This window comes from Pseudomonas sp. ASL3 (assembly GCF_056680425.1).
The window spans coordinates 3,061,058-3,084,752 of sequence record NZ_CM155281.1; the positions used below are offsets into that span (position 1 = coordinate 3,061,058).

The following is a 23,695-nucleotide window of genomic DNA, read 5'->3' on the forward strand; positions in this document are numbered from 1 at the left end:
GTTCGGGATTAGTTGACCACTACACACGCTTGGGCTGTACGTAGTGCACTTCAGGCGCTTTCGGAAGCAGTTCGAAGGCAAGGCAATCGACCAGATATCGATCCGAATGGTTGCGGAGATGCTGGACGCTCTCACTCCGCGGACGGCGAACCAATGCCGCGCGCTACTGATCGACATCTTCAACCATGCTGCTGCGAAAGGCCTGTGCCCGGACAACCCTGCGGCGAGCACGATCAACCGGATCGAGAAGAAGCAGCGCAAGCGCCATACCATCGAAGGCCTGAAGGCCATCAGAGAAAAGGCGCCGGCTTGGCTACAGAATGCAATCGACCTGGCACTGATTACTGCGCAGCGGCGCTCCGACATTCTCGACATGCGATTCGACGGCGTTCGGGAGGGTCACCTGTACCTGGTGCAGAAGAAGACGGCCAAAGCCACTGACGCGGCATGGATTCGCTTTCGCGTGACGGCTGAGTTGCAGGCTGTAATCACCCGCTGCCGCGACAACATCGCTTCGCCATACCTGGTGCACCGGAAACCTGATCGCCTGAAACAGAAACAGGCGCAGACCAAGGACCATTGGACGAAGGTTGAAGAGCGGTATTTGACGCGAGCTTTTAAGAAGGCGCGTGAGGCAGCTAGGTGTATGCGTCCGGGCATCACGCCTTGCGTAATTAGACCGGCTGCCACTTATGCGGCAGCAACTCGTCAATCTCACTCGCCCGCTGCGTCGGCAGTCGCGTGAGAACGTCCTTCAGATAGGCATACGGATCATGGCCATTCAGCCGCGCAGACTGGATCAAGCTCATGATCGCTGCCGCCCGCTTGCCGCTGCGTAACGACCCTGCGAAGAGCCAATTCTTGCGTCCAAGAGCCCATGGTCGGATCTGGTTCTCGGCCCAATTGTTGTCTATGGGTACGGCCCCGTCATCGAGGTAGCGCGACAGAGCTGCCCAGCGTTTCAGGCTGTAATCCAGTGCTCTGCTGATAGCTGAACCTTCGGGCACGAGATCGCGCTGGGCGATCATCCAGGCATGCAGTGCATCCATCACAGGCACAGCCTTTTCTTGCCGTATTCGACGGCGTAAATCCGGTTCCAGGTCGCGGACTTCACTTTCGATTTCGTAAAGCAACTGGATGTAGCGCAGGGCTTGCTCGGCGAGCATGCTCTTGTTGGTGGCATGCAGTTCGAAGAACTTGCGCCGCGCATGGGCCATGCAGCCGATCTCGGTCACACCGAGTTCGAAGCTGGCCTTGTAACCACCAAAATCATCGCAGACCAGCTTGCCCTTCCAGCCTTGCAGGAAGTTGCGAGCATGCTCACCGGCGCGGCTGGGGCTGAAGTCGTAAACGACTGCCGCTGTTTCGCAGAATTGGCTGGTGGCGTAGGCCCAGACATAAGAGCGATGGGTTTTCTTTGAGCCCGGAGCGAGCATCTGAACCGGTGTTTCATCGGCGTGGATGACCAGCTGCCCGAGCACTACGTCGCGCAGCGCATCGACCAGAGGCTGCAACTGCACGCCAGTAACGCCAACCCATTGAGCCAAGGTTGAACGCGGAATTGCCAAGCCAGCCCGACCGAAAATCGATTCCTGGCGGTAAAGAGGCAGATGGTCAGCAAACTTGGCGATCATGACATGGGCCAGCAACCCGGCGGTCGGGATGCCCTTGTCGATGACCTGCGCCGGAACGGGGGCCTGGATCAGCGTTTCGCAGTCATCGCACACCCACTTGCCACGGACATGGCGTTCAACGGTAAACACGCCGGGCGTGTAGTCCAGCTTCTCGCTGACGTCTTCACCGATGCGTTTCAGTGCGCAGCCACATGGGCAGTGAGTATTGTCGGGCTCGTGATGGATCAACGTGCGTGGAAACTCTGCCGGCAACGCAGTGCGCTTAGGTTTTTGCTTTTTTTCGGTCGCCGCTGGCACTGCTTGCAAGGCCTGAAGCTCTGCTTCAATCGCCGCGATATCGGTATCGATCAAGTCATCGAGCAAGCTGGCCTGCTGCGGATTCAACTGCTCGCTGCGCTTGGCAAACTTCAAGCGCTTGAGTTGTGCGATCTCGTGGGTCAGCTTCTCGATCACCGTTTGGTCGCGGTTGATCTTCTTGCCCATAGTGTCGACCTGCGACAGCAACTGCGCTGCCAAGGCACGCAGTTGGTCGGGAGACATTTGGTCGAGATTGGGCGAAGAAGTCATGCTGCGGATTTTGCCAGAGCGGGCAATTCACAGCGATAGACCGATAGGCTAATGGTGGCCTTTAAAGCAGTGTGATCGCGCTGCCGGAACCCACGCGTTGCCATGGCAGGCCCAGCACCAAGGCTTGAAGTTGCTCGGCATCCAACTCCATCTCAGAGCCATGGCGAATGCCTGGCCAGTGAAACTTGCCTTGGTTCAACCGGCGAGCAGCCAGCCAGATTCCGAAGCCGTCATGCACCAGCACTTTCATGCGAGTGGCGCGGCGATTGGCGAACAGATAAGCACAGTGCGGCTTCGCCGCACCAAACACCGCGATCACTCTGGCCAGCGCAGTCTCGGTACCCGCTCGCATATCCATCGGTTCGGTGGCGAGCCAGATGGCATCGATGCGGATCACAGGGCAAGCCCCCGGATGAAGCGGGCGCACCCTTCGGGATCGCAAGTTGGCCATTTCACTGTGAGCGTTTGCTGACCGAGCGGTAATTCAATGATCGCCGACGCTTCGGTCTTTCGTTTTGGTTCGACTTTCAAAGCAATGAAGGCTGGCAGCGCGACTGCCTGTTGATCACGATAAAGCGGTATCCACCGGCGAACGACATTGGCGTTGATACCGTGCCTCATCGCAATAGCCGCCACGGAAACACCGGGTTGTTCGCACTCTTGGACGACTTGGGTTTTGAAGGATTTCGGGTAGGACTTACGTTGGCGCATGGCGATCCTGGCGTTAAGGGTAATTGCGTCCGCTTAAAAATACGCGGACACAATCGCCCTTATCGGCCGGGCTCGGAAGGTGTGTTCGCCGGCCCCTTACAGCTAGGTGCTACGCGAGCTGGAAGGGAGAAGAGATGCCGGGCTTTCATGAAGTGCGCGCGCTATCACTGCACCTGTACAAGAAAGCCGGAAAGGATGGGCAGAAAATCGCAGGCCATTCGAGCGAGAACATGACCAAAAATTACCAGAGGGATCACGAGGAAATTGTCTGGTCAGAGGCAATACCCGATCTGGACATCAGTGAAATTGCAGGTGGGTAGCTATTTGTTTGGAATTTTCAGTATATCTTCGCCGCTGTTACGGCGTAACACCTACCTGCAACACAGCGCTGAAAGCTCCCAAAACATATGTCAGGCATCCCACAAACCCAATTGTTTTGTATCCTCACCGCGGGACCGGATGGTGTTCATGATTGCTACTTTATGGCCTTCGAGTTTGGCTGAGTCCGGATCAAGGGAGTGCGCCATCAAGTTCCTGATGCGATTTATTTTCTCTACCAAGGACCACAAATCGGCTAGACGTCCAATTTTGACATCAGCCGGATATAAGGCTTTCGACAAGTCAAGTGTCTGGGCAAACGTGAAGCGTGAGTCGGCGAGATGCTGAGGCTGGGGAACCATTTCCTCACAAAACTCACGCAGCATTTCCTCAAGCATCAAGTGGCATTTTAGGATGAGCGTTATGTCGTCCACCCCCGGTGTCAGGATAGTTGTCGCCTCTCCGGTTTTTCCTAAAAAAGCATATCGGGGGCGGAAAGAGACTGGTCGGTATCCGTCCGGCCAAGTCATCTACCCAGCCCCGCAAAGCCAAGACATGGTGTGCACTTAAATTTAAGTGGACACCAGTTCTAGCCTTTTAAGAGGGTATCTCATGCAACCACCGCGTCGTTCTTACTCCAAGCCCCGATAAAATCTCGCAACCCCTTGAATTATATGGTCGGGACGGGGTGATTCGAACACTCGACCCCTAGCACCCCATCTCCTTTTTCATACTTCTTGAAAGCTTCCAAAATTTTACTCTGGATTTTTCCAAGCCAGTATTTACTTGGGTTCCAGCGGTGTTCTGCTCTACGAGAGTCCAGGGACGCCCATCAACAGCCGGCGTTTTTGTGGGGGAAAAAGTAGGGGGAGTCCATTTCATGGCCAAAATCACCATCAAAGAACTCGAGTCGCTGACCGCCAACGATGCCGGCCGGATCCTCAGGGAGGATGGCAATCTCGCCGGTCGAATCTCAGTGCGTAAGGACGGTGTGTCGGTCAGTTTTTACTATCGGTATCGGTGGGGAGAGCAGAACAAAGAGTACTCCTGCGGATCCTGACCGTGCAAATCCCTGACGGACACCCGTAAGGCACGCAACCAGGCCCGCGCGCTCATTGATGAGCACATCAATCTCAACGAGCAGAGGTTGTGTAAAAACGTTTTAGAGGAGGTTTAACGGCCAAAACCAGAACGAAAATCGCGATCGCACGCAAATTCCATGTCTGGTGATTAACCAAGTGCTGGAAGATTTTACATAGCAACGCGGACTTCAAACGGTGCCTGTGTTTTTACACACCCTGGCTCCCTAATGTGTACAACCCCTTCTGCGAACCCTCGAAATAATTCCTGATGGTTACATCGCCGACTCCCCTACCACCTCCCGAATCTTGTCCATCAACGCCTGCGCCGCAGGTGATTGAAGCGCCCCCGCTCTGGAGATCAGGCCAATCGGCCGCGTGGTGTGGATAAGGGAGAGCGGCAGTCGCACCAGATCACCGCTGGCCATTTCGTGTTCCAGTTGATGTGCCGAAACGGCGGCGAGCATGTCTGAGCGCAGCAACACGCCACGCAAAATCGCCAGGTCGCCGGTTTCAATCACAGGGCTGGGTGCGGCAATGCCGATGTGGGCAAAAAACGCGTCCAGTAGTTGTCGCGCTGGGGAACCGGCGCGAGGCAGTATCCAGCGGGCGGCACTCAAGTCTTCATAGACTTGCTTGCGTTTCAACCAGGGATGGTCGCGGCGTACCAGAATCACCATTTCTTCTTGCAGCAAGGCCTCGCTATGCAGGTCGTTGGCATAGGCCGACGGGCGTAGAGCCCCCAGCACAAAATCCACATCGCCTGCGCGCAGCTCGCTGGCCAACAAGTCGAACGGACTTTCGTTGGTGACGATTCGTACATGAGGGTGTTCCAGGGTCAGGCGGACTATTTTCCGGCAATATCCCCGTGCGCCCAAGAGGCAGGGCCCCTACGTGCACGACGCCTTGAAGGGAGCCACTCAACGCAGCGATTTCCGCATCGATGTGACGCAGCTCATTCAGGGCTCGGCGCACCCGCAGCAACATCGCCAGGCACGGCCGAGTCGGCAGTAAGCCGTGGGGGGTGCGTTCAAACAGGCTACAGCCGCTGCCTTGCTCAAGTATTTTGATAGCTGCGCTGATCGCTGGTTGGGACACCCCCAGGATGCTGGCGGTCGTTTGCATATGGTGGGTTTCACAGAGCTTGGCGAACGCTTCCAGGCGCCTGGTCTGAAATAGAAAAAGCGGCTCAGCGGCGTGACCCAGCGCCTGCCCCAATAAAAGCGGTACGGCGAGCAACTCATCCATGGCCCGCCGAGCCCGAGGCACTGCACGCTCACCATAATCGGTCAGACGCATACCACTGACGTTGCGCTCAAACAACGAAACGCCGCGGCGTTTCTCCAAGGCAAGGATGGCGCGAGTCACGACGGGCTGAGCACGAAAAAGCACGGCGGATGCCTTGGATACACTGCCGTATTCGACAACACGAAGGAACGCTCGAATCTGCATCAGATTGGGCAATTCAAGACTGCGCATGTCTACCTGCCGAGTTTTCGAGAAAGGGGTCGGATAGCATGCGGAACTCAGTCCGATAAGTAAAACGCATATCTCCTACCGCCGAACGCATTATTCACCAACCACCTCAAATGCGAATGTGGGCTCTATCAAACAGCAAAAAAAGAGCCCTCCAATGATCAATAAAACAAAAACTGCACTGGTCGTCAGCGCCCACTCTGCCGATTTCGTCTGGCGCGCAGGTGGCGCCATCGCCCTGCACGCCCAACAAGGTCACGCCGTTCACATCGTGTGCCTTTCCTATGGAGAAAGAGGTGAGTCGGCCAAGCTCTGGCGCAAAGGCGAGATGTCTGAAGACAAGGTCAAAACCGCGCGTCGCAGCGAGGCTGAAGCCGCAGCGCAGATCCTTGGCGCGAGCGTGGAATTCTTCGACATCGGCGACTACCCGATGCGCGCCGACAAAGAGACGCTGTTTCGTTTGGCCGATGTGTTTCGTCGCGTGCAACCGGAGTTCGTCCTCAGTCACTCGATCAAAGACCCCTACAACTACGATCACCCGCTGGCGATGAACCTGACGCAGGAAGCGCGCATCATCGCTCAGGCTGAAGGCTACAAGCCTGGCGAAAAAATTGTGGGGGCTCCGCCCGTTTACAGCTTCGAACCCCATCAGCCTGAGCAATGCGAATGGCGCCCGGATGTCCTGTTGGATATTACCGAGGTCTGGGACAAGAAATACGCCGCCATCCAGTGCATGGCAGGCCAGGAACATCTCTGGGAATACTACACACGTGTCGCTCTGCAACGCGGTGTGCAGGCCAAGCGCAATGTGGGCATCGCCTCTACCCGCAACATCGTTTACGCCGAGGGCTACCAAAGCATCTTCCCACGGGTGACGGAGAACCTGGCATGAGCACACTGATCGGAAAAACCGGCATTGTTGTGCGCAACATTCCCCGTGCTGACGCGGCGTTGATCAACGAACTGGATCGCTTTGGCGTTGCCACCGTGCATGAAGCCCAGGGACGCAAAGGTCTTTTGGATTCTGCCATTCGCCCCATCCAGCAGAACCAGAGCATCAGCGGAACGGCGGTGACCGTGTTGGTCGCGCCGGGTGACAACTGGATGTTTCACGTGGCGGTCGAACAATGCCAACCCGACGATATTCTGGTGGTCGCGACATCGTCGCCCTGCACCGATGGCTACTTCGGCGACTTGCTCGCCACATCGTTGATGGCCCGAGGGGTACGCGCCCTGATCATTGACGCCGGGGTACGCGATACCCGAACGCTGCGGGACATGGGCTTCAAGGTATGGTCGCGGGCGGTTCATGCCCAAGGCACCGTCAAGGAAACCCTGGGTTCAGTCAACGTGCCCATCATCTGCGCCGGCCAGTTGGTCGAGCCCGGGGATGTCGTAGTGGCTGACGATGACGGCGTGGTCATTGTCCGACGCGAAGAGTTGCCCGAGGTATTCGAAACCAGCCGAAAACGCGCTCGAATCGAAGAGGAGAAACGGCTACGCCTCGCGGCTGGGGAGTTGGGCCTGGATATCTACGAGATGCGTCAGAAGCTCATCGATCGGGGCCTGACTTATTACGACAGCCTCACTGACGTGCAAGGATGACTTTCATGCGCCAGACCCGAATTCCATGCCTCATGATGCGTGGAGGAACATCCAAGGGCGCTTACTTTCTGGCCGACGACCTGCCGCCTGAAGGTAAGCTGCGCGATCAAGTATTACTGGCCGTCATGGGATCGCCCGATGCACGCCAGATAGATGGCATTGGGGGTGCAAATTCGCTGACCAGCAAGGTCGCCATTATCAGTCGTTCAGATCGCCCGGATGCTGATGTCGATTATCTTTTTGCTCAGGTTTCAGTCGAGCACGCTCAAGTTGATTACGGCCAAAATTGCGGAAACATCCTTGCCGGCGTCGGCCCCTTTTCAATCGAGCGGGAGCTGATCAGCGCGGACGAATCGCTGACAACCGTGCGGATTTTCATGGTAAACACCGGCCAGATCGCCGTGGCTAATGTTCCCACTCCAGGTCGCATCATCGAGTACGCAGGTGATACCCGCATCGACGGCGTTCCTGGCACCAGTGCTCCACTGATTGTCGAGTTCGAAGACATTGCCGGCTCCAGTTGCGGAGCGCTCTTGCCTACCGGAAATGCCATTGACCGCTTCGATGGCATTGAAGTGACGTGTATCGACAATGGAATGCCTGTTGTGCTGATCAGGGCCAATGATGTGGGCTGCACGGGCTATGAAAACCCCGAGCAACTGGACGCCAACATCGAGCTCAAAGCGTTGCTCGAATCGATCCGGCTGCAGACGGGCCCCTTGATGAATCTGGGGGATGTCCGCGAGCGCACAGTACCGAAAATGTCTCTGATAGCAGCCCCCCGCAATGGAGGCGCCATTTGCAGCCGCACCTTCATTCCTCACCGCTGTCACGCATCGATCGGGGTGTTCGGCGCTGTCAGTGTCGCCTCTGCCTGCCAGGTTCAAGGGACAGTCGCGAGCAGTTTGGCCCAAGTGGAAACGGGTGATCGAATGCAATTGTCTGTCGAGCATCCAACCGGGGAGTTTACGGTCGAGCTGCGTTTGATTGACGGTCAGTTAGCCGGTTGCGGGCTGGTGCGCACGGCACGGTTGTTGTTCGAAGGCAACGTGCTCATTCCTGGCGATGTCTGGCAAAACACGGTGAAATCATAATGAGCACTACCTTATCTCTGATCGGATTCGGCGAAGCGGGTGCCATTCTGGGCCAGGATCTTGCCGCGCTGGACGTGAAGATCTACGCCTATGATCGACTCCTTGACGACCCCACCAAACGAGCCGCGCTGCATGAAAAGGCTCAGCGGTGTGGCGTTCAACTTTGTGAGAGTGCGGCTCAAGCGATATCACTTGGCGAGTGGATCATTTCAGCCGTCACAGCGGATAACGCACTTGAAGTCGCACTGAATGCGGCGCCGCTGATGAGGCCTGGACAACTGTTCATCGACATCAATTCGGTGGCGCCCTCTACGAAGCGCACGGCAGCCACTATGATGCAGCATCATGGCGTCGATTACATCGATGCGGCGGTCATGGCGCCGGTTCCACCCCAACGCTTGAAAACACCCATTCTGCTAGGCGGCGAACAGGCAGGCCTGGTTGCTGAACGATTGGGCGGACTAGGCATGAACGTGCGAGTAGTGGCTGACGTGATTGGCGTAGCTTCGGCGATAAAGATGTGTCGAAGCATCATGATCAAAGGCCTGGAAGCACTCACCACCGAATGTCTGAGTACCGCTCGCCAGTACCATGCCGAGGATGAGGTGCTGGCGTCATTGCACCAGAGTTTTCCGCAAATGGGCTGGGACGGCGCCCTACCCCACTACTTGATCAGCCGCGTGGCAGAGCACGGTCGGCGTCGCGCAGAGGAAATGGAAGAGGTCGCAAAAACCGCTCGCGACGTAGACGTGGTTCCGAACATGAGCCAAGCCATCGTCAACGCTCAATTAGGGCTGGTCGATGCCATGCTTGATGCGGATATTGATTACCCAAACCTTGAGCCATTCGACTGGATAAACTTGATCGACACGATGTACGGCAGTCCAATCGCTCGTGAAAGCGCTATAGAGGAAAAGCGGTAACATAGCCGTTTCCCAGAGTCGCGCCCATGGATCTAAAACAGCTCGAATGTTTCGTAAGGGTGGCCGAGTTCGGAAGTTTCACCAAGGCCGCTGCCGTACTGAACATTTCTCAGTCGGTCGTCAGCCGTCAGGTCAGGCAGCTTGAGGTCGAGCTGCAGGAGCATCTGCTCTTGCGAAATGGTCGAGGTGTTTTACTGACCGCTTCCGGGCAACGCTTGTTCGATCACGGCAAAGGCATCTTGCGGCAGGTGCAGGTGGCTCGTGAAGACCTGCGCGAACAACGCGATACGTTGTCTGGCAAAGTGGTCGTCGGGCTTCCTCCAAGTATTTCCCGACGCCACACCGTGGCAGTGGTCTCTGCCTTTCGTGAGCGCTTTCCTGACTGCATATTGGGGATCAAAGAAGGCCTGACTCATTCGATGCGCGAGTGGCTGCTTCTGGGTCGCCTGGATTTCGCACTACTCTTCAATCCTGGCCACAGCGCACAACTGCAATATGAGCACATCCACTCAGAGCCATTAATGCTCATAGGTAGCCAGCACTCGAACTTCCCTTCCCAGGTATCGATGAAAGACTTGGGCCAATACCCTTTAATCACTCCCAGCGAACCTCACTCCATACGCCGCCTCATCGAGAATGAAGCGTCGAGGCATGAGGTGCATCTGAACGTTTGCCTGGAGGTCGATAGCATCCCATCGCTATTGGAACTGATCAATCTCAACATGGGCTACGGCGTACTGTTTCGCTCGGCCCTGGCCAATAGCGACGGGAAACTGGAGGGCCTGAAAGCTGCGCAGATCGTTGATCCATCCATTCAAACACACTTATTTATCGCCACGTTTGAGCAGCGCCCTCTATCTCGCCTGGCAGAACAGACAATGTCATTGGTTCGTGAGATCTGCATAGACTGAATAGACGCATGCAAAATCCGCATAACTGCTAGAGCCTGTGTCTTGTTGTTGTAAGGCGTCGAGACGGCCACCATCGGCTATCTCTTCCGCTAACGATAACTAAAGGACACGAGATGAAAACCTGCCTCGCCCCTGACGCCAACCCAACAAAACCAATGCAGCCGCTTCCTGTCGGCGCGTGGGATGCTCACTGCCATGTATTCGGCCCTGCGGCTGATTTCCCTTATGCCGAAGATCGTAGCTATACCCCGCCAGACGCCCCATTTGAAACATTGCGGGCATTGCACGACCACTTGGGATTCACGCGCGGTGTGATTGTCCAGGCCAGCTGTCACGGCAGTGACAATCGCGCAATGCTGGACGCTATCGCACGGAGTGAAGGACGGTATCGAGGCGTAGCAATCGTTGACGGCCGTGAAACCGATGAACAGCTTGCCGAGATGGACGCTGGCGGTGTTCGCGGCGTGCGGTTCAACTTCGTAGCACACCTCGGTGGCGCGCCAGACCTGGACGTCTTTGACAGCACTGTGGATCGCCTTGCAGATTTGGGATGGCATGTCGTCCTGCACCTTGATGCACAAGACATCCTGACCTATGCGGACAGATTGGCGCGGATACCGGTACCTTTCATCATCGATCACATGGGTAGGGTCAAAGCCCAGGATGGCACTGAGCAGCAGTCCTTCCTTGCATTGCAGCAACTGATGGAAAATCCGCTGGCGTGGGTCAAGGTATGTGGCGCAGAGCGTGTATCAGTGGGCCGGCGACCATTCGATGACGCTGTTCCGTTCGCAGAGCGACTGATTGAGATGGCACCAGATCGCGTCCTGTGGGGCACTGATTGGCCGCACCCAAACATTAGCAAAGACATGCCCAACGACGGTGAATTGGTAGATCTGATGTTCAACTTTTGCACCGATCCTCTGCTGCGTCAAAAACTGCTGATCGATAACCCGATGAAGCTATACGGACGCTAAGCGCACCAAGCTTTGCTGCACCTCCAAAAATAAGACTTACAGTGAGTGAACGCCATGAACCCCAGTCCTGCATCTGCTCAGGTAGACGTAACCATCCCCATCAAGGTGAAGACTAAGCCGCCCTTCTATCGCGCGATGTACTTTCAAGTCCTGTTGGGAATTATCGCGGGAGTCGCCGTCGGCCATTTCTGGCCAACCTTTGCTGCCGACCTCAAGCCGCTGGGCGATGCGTTCATCAAGCTGATCAAGATGATCATCGGCCCCGTGGTTTTCTGCACAGTCGTTACCGGCATCGCCGGTATGCGCGATCTGAAAAAAGTGGGTCGAGTCGGAGGGAAAGCACTGCTCTACTTTGAAGTTATTTCGACTGTTTCACTGCTGATCGGCCTTATCGGTGGTCACCTGTTTAGTCCAGGTGCAGGTTTCAACGTGGACGTGAATTCGCTGGACGCGTCTGCGGTCACCGGTTTCGCCGAGAAGGCTCAGCACATGCACATGGTCGAATTTCTGATGGGGATCATTCCCTCGACGTTTGTGCAGGCCTTTGCCGAAGGTAATGTGCTTTGCATATTGCTGGTCTCCGTGCTCTTCGGGTGCGCTTTGTCAGCGATGGGAGAGAAAGGCAAACCGGTTTACGACATGATCGAAGGTCTGTCCGGCGTGTTCTTTCGCATCGTGCACATCATCGCCAAGCTTTCCGCCATCGGTGCATTCGGCGCCATCGCGTTCACCGTCGGTACTTACGGCGTCGGCGCACTTCTCCCTCTCATGAAACTGGTAGGCAGCTTCTACATCCTGTGTGCGTTGTTCGTGATTGTGGTATTGGGTGGGGTCGCGAAAGTCTGCGGGTTCAGCATCCTGCGCTTTATCTCTTACATCAAAGAGGAGTTATTGGTCGTACTCGGCACCAGTTCGTCGGAAGTGGTACTGCCTCAGATCATGGAAAAAATGGAACGACTGGGCTGCTCCAAACCCGTCGTCGGGCTTGTTATTCCCACGGGCTATTCCTTCAACCTCGACGGTACCAACATCTATCTGACGATGTCGGTGCTCTTCATCGCTCAAGCGCTGAACATCGATCTGTCACTTTCGCAGCAACTCACATTAGTCATCGTGGCCATGCTCACCTCTAAAGGTGCCAGCGGTGTGTCAGGTGCAGCATTTGTCATGTTGACCAGCACCTTGATGGTGGTGCCGCTTGTACCGGTGGCGGGCATGGTATTGATTCTGGGTATCCACCGCTTCATGGGCACCGGACTTGCCATGACTAACTTGGTTGGTAACGGTGTCGCCGCGCTGGTTGTCTCAGCGTGGGAAAAAGAACTGGATCGCGACAAGCTCGCCCAGGAACTTGGCACTAAGCCGTAAAACTTCAGCTCTATCGATCACTACATCTCTAAACAGTCTCTGTTCGGTCTAGTACCGAGCAGCGACTCCCTGCGTCAGGAAAATAATAAAAATGAACCGCGCCCTATATATTGCTCTACTCGCACCTGTGTTTTGCTCCATCGACACCTCTATGGCCGATGGCTTTATCGCGGACAGCAAGATTCGCCTGGAAGCACGAAACTTCTACTACAACGGGGATTTCCGTCAAGGAACGGGCGTATCCAAAAGAGAAGAATGGGCTCAAGGCTTTTTGCTCAACTATGAGTCGGGGTACACACCAGGAATCATCGGCTTTGGCGCCGACGCACTGGTGTTCGCAGGATACAAACTGGATTCGAGTCCAGATCGCTCTGGCAGCGGACTCCTCCCCATGCGAGCTTCCGGTGAGGCCGCTGATGAATACTCAAAAGCAGGATATGGCGCCAAACTCAAGATATCTCAGACATCACTGCGCTACGGGATGTCATTGCCAAAGGTTCCGGTGCTTCAGTACAACAACAGCCGACTGCTTCCTCAGACGTTCCAAGGCTGGCAGATTAACTCTACTGACGTGGATCGCCTGACCATAAACCTGGCTCAATTCGATAAGACGATTACTCCTGATTCTACCGATCTTCAGGACATCAGCCTTGCTGTGAAGGACGGTCGTTATCGTGCAACAGGTGTCGGCGACAACTACCGATATGGCGGCGGTACATACAAGCTGACGCCCGAACTGAGTGCAACGTACTTCTATGGCGAGCTTGATGACGTGTACCGTCAGCAGTTCGCTGGATTGATACACAACACGCGCCTCGGGAAAGGCATGTTGACCACTGACCTGCGTGCCTTCTCAAGTCGTGATGTTGGCGCAGCTAAAGCGGGAGAGGTTGATAACCGCGCATACGCTGCCGCGCTCGGCTACACCCTGGATAATGGGCATAGCGTCATGGCGACCTATCAGGTCATGGGCGGTGCTACGGGCTTTCCTTACATCAATAATCCCTACCTACCCAACTACGTTCAATACCACGACTTCGGAAGCGCAGGCGAACGTAGCTGGCAGCTGCGGTATGGTTACGACTTCGCAGCCATGGGTATTCCAGGGTTGAGCTTTTTCACTGCATATATCCGGGGAGATGGTCTGAAGACCGTCGGTGCCGAGAAAGAGTGGGAGCGTGATGTGGATGTAAACTACGCCTTCCAGGGGTCGTTGAAGGGGTTCTCTGTGCGATTACGGAACGCAACCTATCGAAGTGACGCCGCTAGAGATATTGACGAGACACGCTTGATCGCAAGCTACTTGTTCACATCCTTTTAAACAGCAATTGAGTGCCGTTGGAGAGAAGTCAGTTACGCTGCGTAAAAGCGTTTCACGGACGGCCGCCAGCAACGCCAAGACCGGAGCGGGCAGAATGCTGTGACCGACGACTGGCATCTTTGGGTCCAGACTGCGTGAAAACGCATGGGCCGTTTTGAAGTCTGCGTTGCTACGTCAAACCTGCCAGCGTCGGTTATCCGCTGTAGATTCCACTTAGAGCCAGCCGGTTTGTAGGGGGAAAACCGCAAAAAAATAAAAAGGGGTCGCGAGATAAAATCTCGCAACCCCTTGAATTATATGGTCGGGACGGAGTGATTCGAACACTCGACCCCTAGCACCCCATCTCCTTTTTCATACTTCTTGAAAGCTTCCAAAATTTTACTCTGGATTTTTCTAAGCCAGTATTTGCTTGAGCTCCAGCGGTGTTCTGCTCTACGAAAGTCCAGAAACGTCCATCAAGAGCCGACGTTTTTGTGGGGGGAAAAGTAGGGGAAACCCATTTCATGGCCAAAATCACCATCACAGAACTCGAGTCGCTGACCGCCAACGATGCCGGCCGTATCCTCAGGGAGGATGGCAATTTGGCCGGTCGAATCTCAGTGCGTAAGGACGGTGTGTCGGTGAGTTTCTTCTATCGATATCGGTGGGGCGACCAGAACAAAGAGTACTCCTGCGGCTCCTGGCCGCGCAAATCCCTGACTGACATCCGCAAGGCACGTAACCAGGCCAGAGCGTTCATCGATGAGCAGATCAATCCCAACGAGCAAAAGAAAACCGCCAAGTCACAGGCTCACGCCGCGACGAATGCTGCAGCCGAACAGGTAAAGACGACAAAGGTGCAAACACTGACTGTCCAAGATCTGGCCAAGGCCTGGCTGTTGGATGGTGTCGCACGAAAAGACGGCAATGCCGAGTTGCAACGGCGTTTTAATAAGGACCTTTACCCGGCACTCGGCAAGACGTCAGTCAGCAGTGTGTCCGAGCACGATGTTCGGGCATTGATCCGGACAGTCGTCAGCCGCGGTGCTCACCGACAAGCGATCAGTTTCTTCGCCGACCTCAGCCAGATGTTCAGCTGGGCCAGAAAGCGCCAACCTTGGCGGGCCTTATTGGTTGAGGGCGATCCGACTGAGCTGGTCGACATCACCCCCCTGACTCCTGCCGACTACGAGGCAGAAAGAAGCCGGATTCTTTCGCCAACTGAGCTGCTGGAACTGCACAAGCGCTTCCAACAAATGACGACCGATTACAACGCCCTACCCGCCGGCCAAAAATATGAGGGCATTCGGCCGCTGAAGAAGGAGACCCAACTTGCACTCTGGATCAGCCTGGGCACCTTGTGCCGGATTGGCGAGTTGCTGCAGGCCGAATGGAAAAATGTCGACTTGGAACAGCAGACCTGGTTTCTCCCCAGCGAAAACGTCAAAGGCACCCGGGGCAAGAAACAGGACCACCATGTCTTCCTGTCGCCCTTTGCCCTGCATTTCTTCCAGGAACTCAAGACCCTCACGGGAGACTCTCAGTGGTGCTTTCCGAACAAGCAAGATGATGGGCATGTAGATGTGAAAGTGGTGAGCAAGCAGGTAGGTGACCGCCAGGCTCGGTTCAAAAACCGAAAGGCCCTCTCACGACGGCGCCATGACGATACGCTGGTGCTGGCCGACGGCCAGAACGGTGACTGGACGCCGCATGACCTACGCCGCACGGGCGCGACCATGATGCAGGCCTTAGGTGTCAGCCTTGATGTCATCGATCGCTGCCAAAACCATGTGCTGGCGGGTTCTCGGGTGAGACGCCACTACCTGCATCACGATTACGCAGAAGAAAAGAGACGTGCGTGGAATCTGCTGGGCGATCGACTCAGTGCCGTACTGTCCTCAACCTACGAGCACCCGCCGGTCGAGTCGATGATGTCCTTTCCAGCGTACTTAATTACAGAGACGTGACAACCCTTATTGTCTGCGCCCCCACCCTAAAAAAGATGCAACTTCTGTAGGAGCGCAGATACAAAAATATCGACTTTGATCTCCCCTCAGCGATGCCCAACAAATTACGCACACACGAAATAGCCGCTCAAATGAGTGGCGTTTTTTGCGTATGCCTATGGGACGGGAAGCGAGACTCGCGTAGAGGGTCTTACTCGATGAAATCCAGAGGGATTCTTTTTTCCTAAGCGGTAAGACTTGATTTCGGGGGGCGGAACAAGGACCAAAAAAACTACCCCTTTGGGGACAGCATCAAACTGCCGATGCCGCCGCCCCACGCGCTGTTACACCTTAACGATAGCGCTCAAGCCAGTGAGCGTAGGGTGCAGGCAACGTCCAGGACGCCTTTTCGACACCCAAATCTTTAGCCGCAAAGTACGCCCAGTGTGGATCGGCCAGGTGCGCACGCCCCACTGACACCAGATCGAGTTGCCCGGCCTGCAATGCCCCTTCGGCCAGTTGCGGCGTACCAAAGCCCCAGGCCGATGTCACTGGCAAACCGGCTTCGCGACGCACGCGCTCGGCGATTGGTCCCATGAACGCCGGGCCCCAGGGGATATTGACGTCGGGCGTGGTGAAGCCAACGCTGACGCTCAGCAAGTCCAACCCAGCGGCCTTGAAACGTCGGGCAAGCTCGATGGATTCGCTCAGGGTCTGCTCGTCACGTCCGTCATATTCGATCACGCCGAAACGCGCGGTTAGCGGCAGGTTTTCTGGCCAGACTTCGCGAACCGCGGCGAGGGTTTCCAGCAGGAAACGGCTACGGTTATCGAAGCTGCCGCCGTAGGCATCAGTACGTTGGTTGGAATGCTCGGAGAAAAAGCTCTGGCCCAGGTAACCGTGAGCGAAATGCAGTTCGATCCATTCAAAACCTGCGTCACGGGCACGCCGGGCGGCATCGACGAAGTTCTGGCGAACACGGGCGATGTCTTCCAGGGTCATGGCGCGCGGCACGTTCGGCAGATGAGCGCCGAAAGCGATGGCCGATGGTGCGATGGTTTGCCAAGCGCGAGCGTCGGAAGCGGGGATATGGTCGTCGCCTTCCCACGGACGATTGGCGCTGGCCTTACGACCGGCATGGGCAATCTGGATACCGGGTACGGAGCCTGCGGCCTTGATAGCTTGCACCATAGGGACGAAGGCTTGCGCATGCTCATCACTCCAGATCCCCGCGCAACCTGGCGTGATACGGCCTTCAGGCGCGACAGCGGTAGCCTCGACAACCAGCAAGCCAGCGCCACCGCGGGCCAAACTTGCGAGGTGGACGTGATGCCAGTCGTTGACGATGCCGTCGTTAGCCATGTACTGGCACATCGGTGGGATGGCTATCCGGTTGCGCAACGTAACGTCTTTCAGTTTGAAGGGTTCGAACAATGCAGACATGGGAGAGCTCCAGGAAACGAAGAGACAATTTCATTCGATTGTTCGATGTTAATCGAACTATGGTAATGAGCGATAGCCCTGTTATTATTCGAGTCATGCGAGCCTTCAAACACCCCAATACCGAAGACCTGATTCTCGAACGCGTGCTGTACGCTTTGAGTGACCCTGTTCGCCTGGAAATCGTTCGGTGCCTCGCAGGGGTTCTCGAGGCCAGTTGCGGCGAGCTGGACGGGGGACGTCCGAAATCCAGCATGTCTCATCACTTTCGGGTATTACGGGATGCAGGGCTTGTACACACCCGTAGCGTGGGAACTACGCATATGAATTCGTTGCGTGCCGACGTGCTTGGCTGTCGGTTCCCCGGATTGCTCGAGACCATTCTTTCTCAGCACTAAGCCGGACCTCCGGCAAATGCCCAAGCCACCGAAAGTAACCCGACGATTGCATCGTCGTCGGTGGCGGGCGGCAATGAAGCTTATTCCTTGCCCATTAAATTAATGGCCGGTCCGACGTACGCTCTCTCAGCCACGCTTTAAATTTCTTGATCGTCGAATGGACGCCTCCATGCAAGCAGACCTATTTCTGGCTCGACCCGAGGATCTAAATCTGCTCCCTTCGAATGGTGTCGTGAACGATTTCGGCATTGTCCTGAGCATGATAGAAGCTGATGTTACTTTCTCACGCCTGATATCAGAGATTGCCTGGCAGGCCGATACCGCGCTCATGAATGGCAACGTCATCGAAACCAGGCGCCAAGTGGCGTGGTATGCAGACGCCCCATCGCGCTACATCCATTCCGGCGTCCTGAGACAATCGTTGCCATGGGATGTCGAAATCCTCGACTCGCTCAGAGCCCAGGTTGAGCGCTTGACCGCAACGACGTTCAACTCGTGCTTGCTCAATCGTTACGAGGATGGCACCCAAGGAATGGGATGGCACAGCGACAGTGAGGCTACAGGTGAGCACGCTGTGATCGCGTCATTGAGTCTGGGGGGAACTCGAAAGTTTGCCTTCAAACACAAGAGCTCTGGTGAACGTAGGGAAATGGCTTTGCACCATGGACAACTGATCGTGATGCGAGGGGACACGCAACAATATTGGCTTCATGCACTGATGAAGACCAACGCTGCGGTCGCCCCGCGTATCAGCCTGACGTTCAGACGGTTCCCGTAGCCTGCACGTTTTCAACTCATCGTCGCGCCCCACCGGCAAGCAGCCCCTCAGACCATCAGCTAGCTACGTTGCCCCTGGAAAAACGCTATTGTATAAACACTGCCAGTTTCTATAGAATCCGCAAGGCACTAAACAGCCGATTCCGAGCATCGCCCAGCCCATGACCCAAAAGACCACCAAGTCCACGCCTGCCAAACCACGTAGCCGATCCTCGATTGGCGCGGTGCGCAGCCCACAAAGCACTGAGGCCATCCTGGAAGCGGCCGCCGCTATTCTTGAAGAGCAAGGGTATCGGGCGTTTACCATGGACGCACTTGTCGAGCGCGCCGGGTCTAGCAAGCCGACCATCTATCGGTGGTGGCGCAGCAAAGGCGCTTTGTTGAGGGATGTTTACGAGCGCGCAGCGTTGACATTCGTCACCTCCCCTGACACCGGGAATCTGGAACAAGATCTGATTGAGCATTTGCGCTCGCTTTGGAGTTGGTGGCGGTCTTCAAGCGCCGGGGAAACCCTTCGCAGTGTCTTCATTGAAATTCAGCTGGATTCAAAGGCCATTGCAGAATTCCGAGAAGAATTTCTACCGCGCCGCGAACGGACTTTGCGCAAGATATTCGCTAGAGCAGTGAGCACAGGGGAAATTGTCGACGGTCCTGCGGTGGAGGTTGCCGTGTCGATGCTCACCGGCATGTCCTGGCTGCATCTGGTCACCGCGAACCTGGAGAATCTTGACGACATCGACCATTCGGTGGCGTTGATCGTCAAAGGCTTGAGAGTTCGATAATCGATTCGCCCTCCGGGCTTTTTTTTACCCATAACGACACTGACAGTTTTTATTAGCGCCACCGCGCTCGAACACCATCACCTTTCATCGCTGCCTGCGAGTCTTCACGCCAGAGATACCGTTCATGAACAGTCGAAAAAATGAGGAATTGACGGACGTACGGTCCAGACGCCCCTTTGCCGCCCAAGCGTCAGCCGCTGTCTTGCTGATCCTGCTTGCCGGTTGCTCTTTCAGCGACTTGAAGCCCCAGTCCAGAATGCTCTCACCCGGGGATACCGGTGAAACCCTGGCCAATAGCGGCATCACGTTATCGCCTGCCGCTTGGCCAACCGAAACCTGGTGGACCAGTTTCAACGATCCGCAGCTCAACACTTTGGTTGAAGAGGCGCTCGCGGATAGTCCGACACTGCGCTCCGCCGCCGCTCGTGTGCACCAGGCCGGCGCACTGGAGGCCGTCGAAAGCGCCTCGCTGTTGCCACGTATTGATGCAGCGGCAAGCACCACCCGCGAACGCTTCAGCGCTAACGGAACCACGCCTGCGCCTGTCAAAGGCACCTGGCAAAATGTCGACCAAGCGACGCTGAATGTCGGGTACGAACTGGATTTCTGGGGTAAAAATCGTTCTGCCGTTGAAGCCGCCGTGGGACGTCGACATGCGCTCGAGATCGACAGCCACGCGGCTGCACTGATGCTATCGGCGTCCATCGTACAAACCTACATCGCCTTGCAGGACACTTATGAGCAACTTGACGTTGCTCAAGCTTTACTCGACCAGCAAGTCCACATTGAACAGCTGACGCAGCAACGTTTTACCGCCGAATTGGGCACGCAAATTGATATCAAGCAATCCCAAGCCTCGCTGCCCGCCAGCCGGGCCAACATTGCTGGCCTCAAGGAAGCAATTGAGCTGAACCAGAACAAGCTCGCCTCTTTATTGGGCAAAGGACCTGACCGTGGGCGCTCGATCGCCCGTCCCCACATGCTGGCAAGCAGCACCATCGCGCTACCCAGTAATATTCCCGCTGAGTTGGTCGGGCACCGTCCCGACGTGGTCGCTCAACGCTGGCGCGTAGAGGCATCGGGGCATGAGATTGATGTGGCCAAAGCCCGGTTTTACCCAAACGTGAATCTCACGTCCTTTATTGGCCTGCAAAGCCTCGCGTTCGACACCTTCAACGACCACAGCAGTCGAATTTTGGGCTTTTCGCCGGCGATCAGCCTGCCCATCTTCGAGGGTGGACGCTTGCGCGGCAATTTGGATGCTCAGGATGCGGCTTACGACCTCGCCGTTGAAAACTACAACCAGACCGTCATCGACGCACTACGTGACATCGCCGATCAACTGTCTTCGCTGCGTTGGTTAAAAGAGCGACTGGCCCAACAACTCGAGGCGGTCAACACAGCCCAGGCCGCGTCCGATCTGGTCAACCTGCGCTATGGCGCGGGGCTGGCCACGTACCTGCAAGTGCTGGCAACCGAGAACGCGACACTGACCCAAAAAAGTCAATTGGTCGCGTTGCAGTCCCGTGCGCTTTCTCTGCAAGCCAACTTGAGCCGGGCGCTGGGCGGTGGCTATCGCCCCGAGTTCTCCAGCAATCCCCCTGCACTCCCAACCGTAGCTGATAAATCATGACCACCCAAACGTCCTCCCCCGTCGATCCCGCTCAACCCAAACCCTCCTATCGCCCTCAGTTGCTGCTAATCCTGGGCATTGTGCTGTTAATGGCGACCTTGGGCATCTGGTACTTGTTGGGACTTGGTACCGAATCTACCGACGATGCCTACGTGGACGGCAACATCGTTCAGGTGACCTCCCAGGTCAGCGGCACCGTGACGGTGATCAGTGGCGACAACACCGACCATGTCGATGCCCATTCGCCGCTGGTCACGCTCAATGCTGTGGATGCCGAGATCCAATTCGAGCGCGCTAAATCCAACCTTGCCCGCACCGTGCGCCAGGCCCGCACCCAGTATTACCAGGTGCAACAACTAGAGGCTGAAGTCAGCCAACGACAAAACGACGTAAACAAGGCCCAGGATGATGTGCGCCGACGCAGTCAGCTTGCCGTCAGCGGCGCTGTTTCGCGCGAAGAGATCAGCCATGCCGAAGAGGTGCTTAAAAACGCCTTGGCGGGCCTGGACGGTACCCGGCATGCACTGGCGGTTCGCCTGGCCATGGTCGATAACACGACCCTACGTACCCACCCCGATGTGCTGGTGGCTGCCGCCAATTTACGCGATGCCTGTATTTCTCTACATCGAAACCAAATCTACTCGCCGGTTACCGGTGTAATCACAAAACGCAGTGTGCAGGTTGGTCAGCGAATCAATCCAGGCGTGGCCCTGATGTCGGTGGTGCCAATCGACCAGGTGTGGGTGAACGCCAACTTCAAGGAATCGCAGATCCAGGATTTGCGCATCGGTCAACCTGTGGTTCTGCGTGCCGATGCCTACAGCCGCAAGGTGATATTTCACGGTTCCATCGTAGGTCTGGATGCTGGCACCGGAAGCGCGTTTTCGTTGATGCCGGCCCAGAACGCGACAGGTAACTGGATCAAGGTGACCCAGCGCGTGCCTGTGCGAATCGCCCTGCAACCGCAGGAAGTCGCCGACAACCCGCTGCGTCTTGGCCTATCCATGCGTGTGTCCGTTGACACCACCGACACCAGTGGGCAGGTGCTTAACAAGAAGACACCCGCGCAACCGGCCTACAGCACCAACGTTTTTGAAAACGAGCTTAAGGACGCCAATGACGTCGTAGAGCAAGTGATCAGCGCCAACGATGACCGTGGCCAATATGCCAAGCATCTGAAACCTTGACGGGGTATTTCATGTACCGGAAAAACGCCGCCTTGTTGATCACCGTAGGGCTGCTGTGCGCATTGGAGTATCTACAGGCCGGCATGATCGCCTTTGCCTCGGCCCCCATCCGCGGTGAGATCGACGCCAGCCCTGAAGAGTTCACGCTGATTGCGGCGCTCTATGCGTGTATCGCAGTGGTGGTTATCTCAAAACAACGCTGGTTGGTGGAACGGCTCGGCTGGCGCAACTTCATGCTTGGCTCCATCAGTATTTACGTGTTGGGGGCCTTTGTGTGCGGCGTCAGCAGTGACCTCACCACCTTCACCGCCGGCCGCGTGGTCATGGCGCTGGGAGGCGCATCGTTCATGACCTCAGCACGCCTTATGGTCAACCTGCTCCCGCCGGGTCCCGGGCGATTCATCGGGGTGAAAGTATTCGCCACGGGGCTGGCCAGCGGCACGGCAGCGGCGCCCTTTCTTTCATCACTTGTAGTGGTCGAGGACACATGGCACGCGATCTTCTGGCTACTGATCGCCGGTGCGTCGGCGGCGGCCGTACTCTGCACACGTTTCTTACCCAACACACCGATTCACGAAGATGACCGGACGCCCTCCAGCCCGGCTAACATCCTGTTGTTATCCGTCAGCACTTTCTTCCTGCTGTATGTGCTGCAGCGCTCCTACTACGACTTTTACAACGAGACGTTCATCCTCCTAGCCTTCGCGCTGCTGGCCGCCCTGGGCGTGTATATCTTCTTCCACGCCGAACACGGTAAAGAGGCGCCTTTCCTCAAGGTCAGAGACTTAATGCAGTCTCGCTACATCCTCGGGGTTGCGTTGTTTTGTTTCACCTACATTGTGCTGGGCAGCAACAACTACATCTTGCCGTATTTCCTGCAGACGGCGCTGGGCTACTCCTGGGACACCATCGGTACGTTCCAGGCCTTCGGCTTGGCCGGCGCACTATTGACATGGATCGTCATGGCCATCGTCATTCCAAAGTACCCGGCTCCGAAGAAATTTTTCGTAGCGGGCTTCAGTGCCCTGATCTGCTTTGGCGTGTTGTTGTCATCCCTGACCCCCGACGCCAATATGTGGTCAAACATCTTGCCTGCGCTGGTGCTTAACGGCTGTTTCGTGATGCTGGTGCTCGCCACGGCGGCCATGCAGACATTTCGCGATGTGACACACCATGACACGCTGTTCGCCCACGCCTATCAGATCAAAAGTATGCTGGCGCAGATTGCCATGGCACTTGGCACAACCGTTGCCACCTTGTTCCTGCAATGGCGCACCACCCTGCAATACAACAATCTCAACGGGCATTTCAGCTCAGGCGATCCGCTCTATCTGGAACAGACTCAAATTCTGGCTCAGGCACTCACACCTGCCGTAGGTGCGGGCCCAGCCAGTCAGATTTCGGTGTCGACGCTTGCACAATCCCTACACCAACAATCCACCCTGGTTGCAAGCATGGAGTATTTCTGGGCGGTTATCGTAGTCGCCACTGCTGCACTGGTCATTTCCTTGATGCAGAAAACCTTCAAATGACACTCGCGGGGAGGACGCCGTTGGCTCAGCGTCTCGA

The 23,695-nt window shown here is 56.2% G+C and carries 20 protein-coding genes and 4 pseudogenes; 18 read left to right on the plus strand and 6 right to left on the minus strand.

Features of this window, described 5'->3' with window-relative positions; translation table 11 throughout:
* Positions 1-25 precede the first annotated feature (25 nt).
* Positions 26-646: pseudogene (locus tag AC1MEE_RS14035) on the plus strand (site-specific integrase); the annotation flags it as partial.
* Positions 647-674: 28 nt separating this feature from the next.
* Here the strand turns inward: AC1MEE_RS14035 and tnpC are convergent.
* The 3 genes from tnpC to tnpA form a co-directional block, all read right to left on the minus strand.
* On the minus strand, positions 675-2,201 hold the full coding sequence (gene tnpC / locus AC1MEE_RS14040) for an IS66 family transposase (RefSeq protein WP_480411501.1): 1,527 nt from the start codon (positions 2,199-2,201) through the stop codon (positions 675-677).
* A 61-nt stretch (positions 2,202-2,262) separates the two neighbouring features.
* Complete coding sequence (tnpB, locus tag AC1MEE_RS14045; protein WP_480411502.1) at positions 2,263-2,598, minus strand: IS66 family insertion sequence element accessory protein TnpB; 336 nt, start codon at positions 2,596-2,598, stop codon at positions 2,263-2,265.
* Positions 2,595-2,912, minus strand: coding sequence for an IS66-like element accessory protein TnpA (tnpA, locus tag AC1MEE_RS14050; RefSeq protein WP_480411503.1), 318 nt, complete (start codon positions 2,910-2,912; stop codon positions 2,595-2,597). Before tnpA ends, tnpB begins: the two co-directional genes overlap by 4 nt.
* 101 nt (positions 2,913-3,013) lie before the next feature.
* On the opposite strand from tnpA, the pseudogene AC1MEE_RS14055 reads away from it, so the two are divergent.
* Positions 3,014-3,232, plus strand: a pseudogene (locus AC1MEE_RS14055) (integrase); the annotation flags it as partial.
* Between the two features lie 90 nt (positions 3,233-3,322).
* Here the strand turns inward: AC1MEE_RS14055 and AC1MEE_RS14060 are convergent.
* Positions 3,323-3,760: a hypothetical protein gene (locus AC1MEE_RS14060; RefSeq protein ID WP_480415917.1), complete on the minus strand. Its 438-nt coding sequence runs from the start codon at positions 3,758-3,760 to the stop codon at positions 3,323-3,325.
* A 350-nt stretch (positions 3,761-4,110) separates the two neighbouring features.
* Between AC1MEE_RS14060 and AC1MEE_RS14065 the strand changes: the two are divergent.
* Positions 4,111-4,377 (plus strand): annotated as a pseudogene (locus tag AC1MEE_RS14065) (Arm DNA-binding domain-containing protein); the annotation flags it as partial.
* A 207-nt stretch (positions 4,378-4,584) separates the two neighbouring features.
* Here the strand turns inward: AC1MEE_RS14065 and AC1MEE_RS14070 are convergent.
* Positions 4,585-5,788: pseudogene (locus AC1MEE_RS14070) on the minus strand (LysR family transcriptional regulator).
* 154 nt (positions 5,789-5,942) lie between these two features.
* Between AC1MEE_RS14070 and galB the strand changes: the two are divergent.
* The 9 genes from galB (at position 5,943) to AC1MEE_RS14115 (ending at position 15,930) form a co-directional block, all read left to right on the plus strand.
* Complete coding sequence (gene galB, locus AC1MEE_RS14075) at positions 5,943-6,677, plus strand: 4-oxalmesaconate hydratase (RefSeq protein WP_201181830.1); 735 nt, start codon at positions 5,943-5,945, stop codon at positions 6,675-6,677.
* On the plus strand, positions 6,674-7,390 hold the full coding sequence (locus AC1MEE_RS14080) for a 4-carboxy-4-hydroxy-2-oxoadipate aldolase/oxaloacetate decarboxylase (protein ID WP_480415918.1): 717 nt from the start codon (positions 6,674-6,676) through the stop codon (positions 7,388-7,390). The genes galB and AC1MEE_RS14080 overlap by 4 nt, the downstream gene beginning before the upstream one ends.
* A gap of 5 nt (positions 7,391-7,395) precedes the next feature.
* The gene (locus AC1MEE_RS14085; protein ID WP_480415919.1) at positions 7,396-8,484 is read left to right on the plus strand and encodes a 4-oxalomesaconate tautomerase; all 1,089 of its coding nucleotides are present in this window, start codon (positions 7,396-7,398) and stop codon (positions 8,482-8,484) included.
* A complete protein-coding gene (locus AC1MEE_RS14090; protein ID WP_480415920.1) occupies positions 8,484-9,407 on the plus strand; it encodes an NAD(P)-dependent oxidoreductase in 924 nt (307 codons plus the stop codon). Before AC1MEE_RS14085 ends, AC1MEE_RS14090 begins: the two co-directional genes overlap by 1 nt.
* A gap of 26 nt (positions 9,408-9,433) precedes the next feature.
* On the plus strand, positions 9,434-10,318 hold the full coding sequence (locus AC1MEE_RS14095) for a LysR family transcriptional regulator (RefSeq protein WP_480415921.1): 885 nt from the start codon (positions 9,434-9,436) through the stop codon (positions 10,316-10,318).
* Positions 10,319-10,431: 113 nt separating this feature from the next.
* Positions 10,432-11,295 (plus strand): amidohydrolase family protein, encoded by an 864-nt coding sequence (locus tag AC1MEE_RS14100; RefSeq protein WP_480415922.1) that lies wholly within the window; start codon positions 10,432-10,434, stop codon positions 11,293-11,295.
* 54 nt (positions 11,296-11,349) lie between these two features.
* Positions 11,350-12,663: a dicarboxylate/amino acid:cation symporter gene (locus AC1MEE_RS14105; protein WP_480415923.1), complete on the plus strand. Its 1,314-nt coding sequence runs from the start codon at positions 11,350-11,352 to the stop codon at positions 12,661-12,663.
* 91 nt (positions 12,664-12,754) lie between these two features.
* Positions 12,755-13,984: an OprD family porin gene (locus tag AC1MEE_RS14110; protein ID WP_480415924.1), complete on the plus strand. Its 1,230-nt coding sequence runs from the start codon at positions 12,755-12,757 to the stop codon at positions 13,982-13,984.
* 503 nt (positions 13,985-14,487) lie between these two features.
* Positions 14,488-15,930: a tyrosine-type recombinase/integrase gene (locus AC1MEE_RS14115; RefSeq protein WP_480415925.1), complete on the plus strand. Its 1,443-nt coding sequence runs from the start codon at positions 14,488-14,490 to the stop codon at positions 15,928-15,930.
* Positions 15,931-16,260: 330 nt separating this feature from the next.
* Here the strand turns inward: AC1MEE_RS14115 and AC1MEE_RS14120 are convergent, their stop codons facing one another.
* Positions 16,261-17,352, minus strand: a complete 1,092-nt coding sequence (locus AC1MEE_RS14120; RefSeq protein ID WP_480415926.1) for an NADH:flavin oxidoreductase/NADH oxidase — start codon at positions 17,350-17,352, stop codon at positions 16,261-16,263.
* A 59-nt stretch (positions 17,353-17,411) separates the two neighbouring features.
* Here AC1MEE_RS14120 and AC1MEE_RS14125 point away from each other — a divergent pair, with 59 nt between their 5' ends.
* The 6 genes from AC1MEE_RS14125 to AC1MEE_RS14150 all read left to right on the plus strand — a co-directional run bounded on the left by AC1MEE_RS14125 (position 17,412) and on the right by AC1MEE_RS14150 (position 23,658).
* The gene (locus tag AC1MEE_RS14125) at positions 17,412-17,747 is read left to right on the plus strand and encodes an ArsR/SmtB family transcription factor (RefSeq protein WP_248691463.1); all 336 of its coding nucleotides are present in this window, start codon (positions 17,412-17,414) and stop codon (positions 17,745-17,747) included.
* A gap of 169 nt (positions 17,748-17,916) precedes the next feature.
* Positions 17,917-18,525 (plus strand): alpha-ketoglutarate-dependent dioxygenase AlkB family protein, encoded by a 609-nt coding sequence (locus tag AC1MEE_RS14130; protein ID WP_480415927.1) that lies wholly within the window; start codon positions 17,917-17,919, stop codon positions 18,523-18,525.
* A 160-nt stretch (positions 18,526-18,685) separates the two neighbouring features.
* Positions 18,686-19,306: a TetR/AcrR family transcriptional regulator gene (locus AC1MEE_RS14135; RefSeq protein WP_219060101.1), complete on the plus strand. Its 621-nt coding sequence runs from the start codon at positions 18,686-18,688 to the stop codon at positions 19,304-19,306.
* Positions 19,307-19,430: 124 nt separating this feature from the next.
* Positions 19,431-20,939, plus strand: coding sequence for an efflux transporter outer membrane subunit (locus AC1MEE_RS14140; RefSeq protein WP_480415928.1), 1,509 nt, complete (start codon positions 19,431-19,433; stop codon positions 20,937-20,939).
* Positions 20,936-22,126, plus strand: coding sequence for an EmrA/EmrK family multidrug efflux transporter periplasmic adaptor subunit (locus AC1MEE_RS14145; protein WP_480415929.1), 1,191 nt, complete (start codon positions 20,936-20,938; stop codon positions 22,124-22,126). Before AC1MEE_RS14140 ends, AC1MEE_RS14145 begins: the two co-directional genes overlap by 4 nt.
* Before the next feature lie 11 nt (positions 22,127-22,137).
* Positions 22,138-23,658 carry an MFS transporter gene (locus AC1MEE_RS14150; RefSeq protein ID WP_480415930.1) on the plus strand — a complete coding sequence of 507 codons (1,521 nt, stop codon included), beginning with the start codon at positions 22,138-22,140 and terminating at the stop codon, positions 23,656-23,658.
* Positions 23,659-23,695 lie beyond the last annotated feature (37 nt).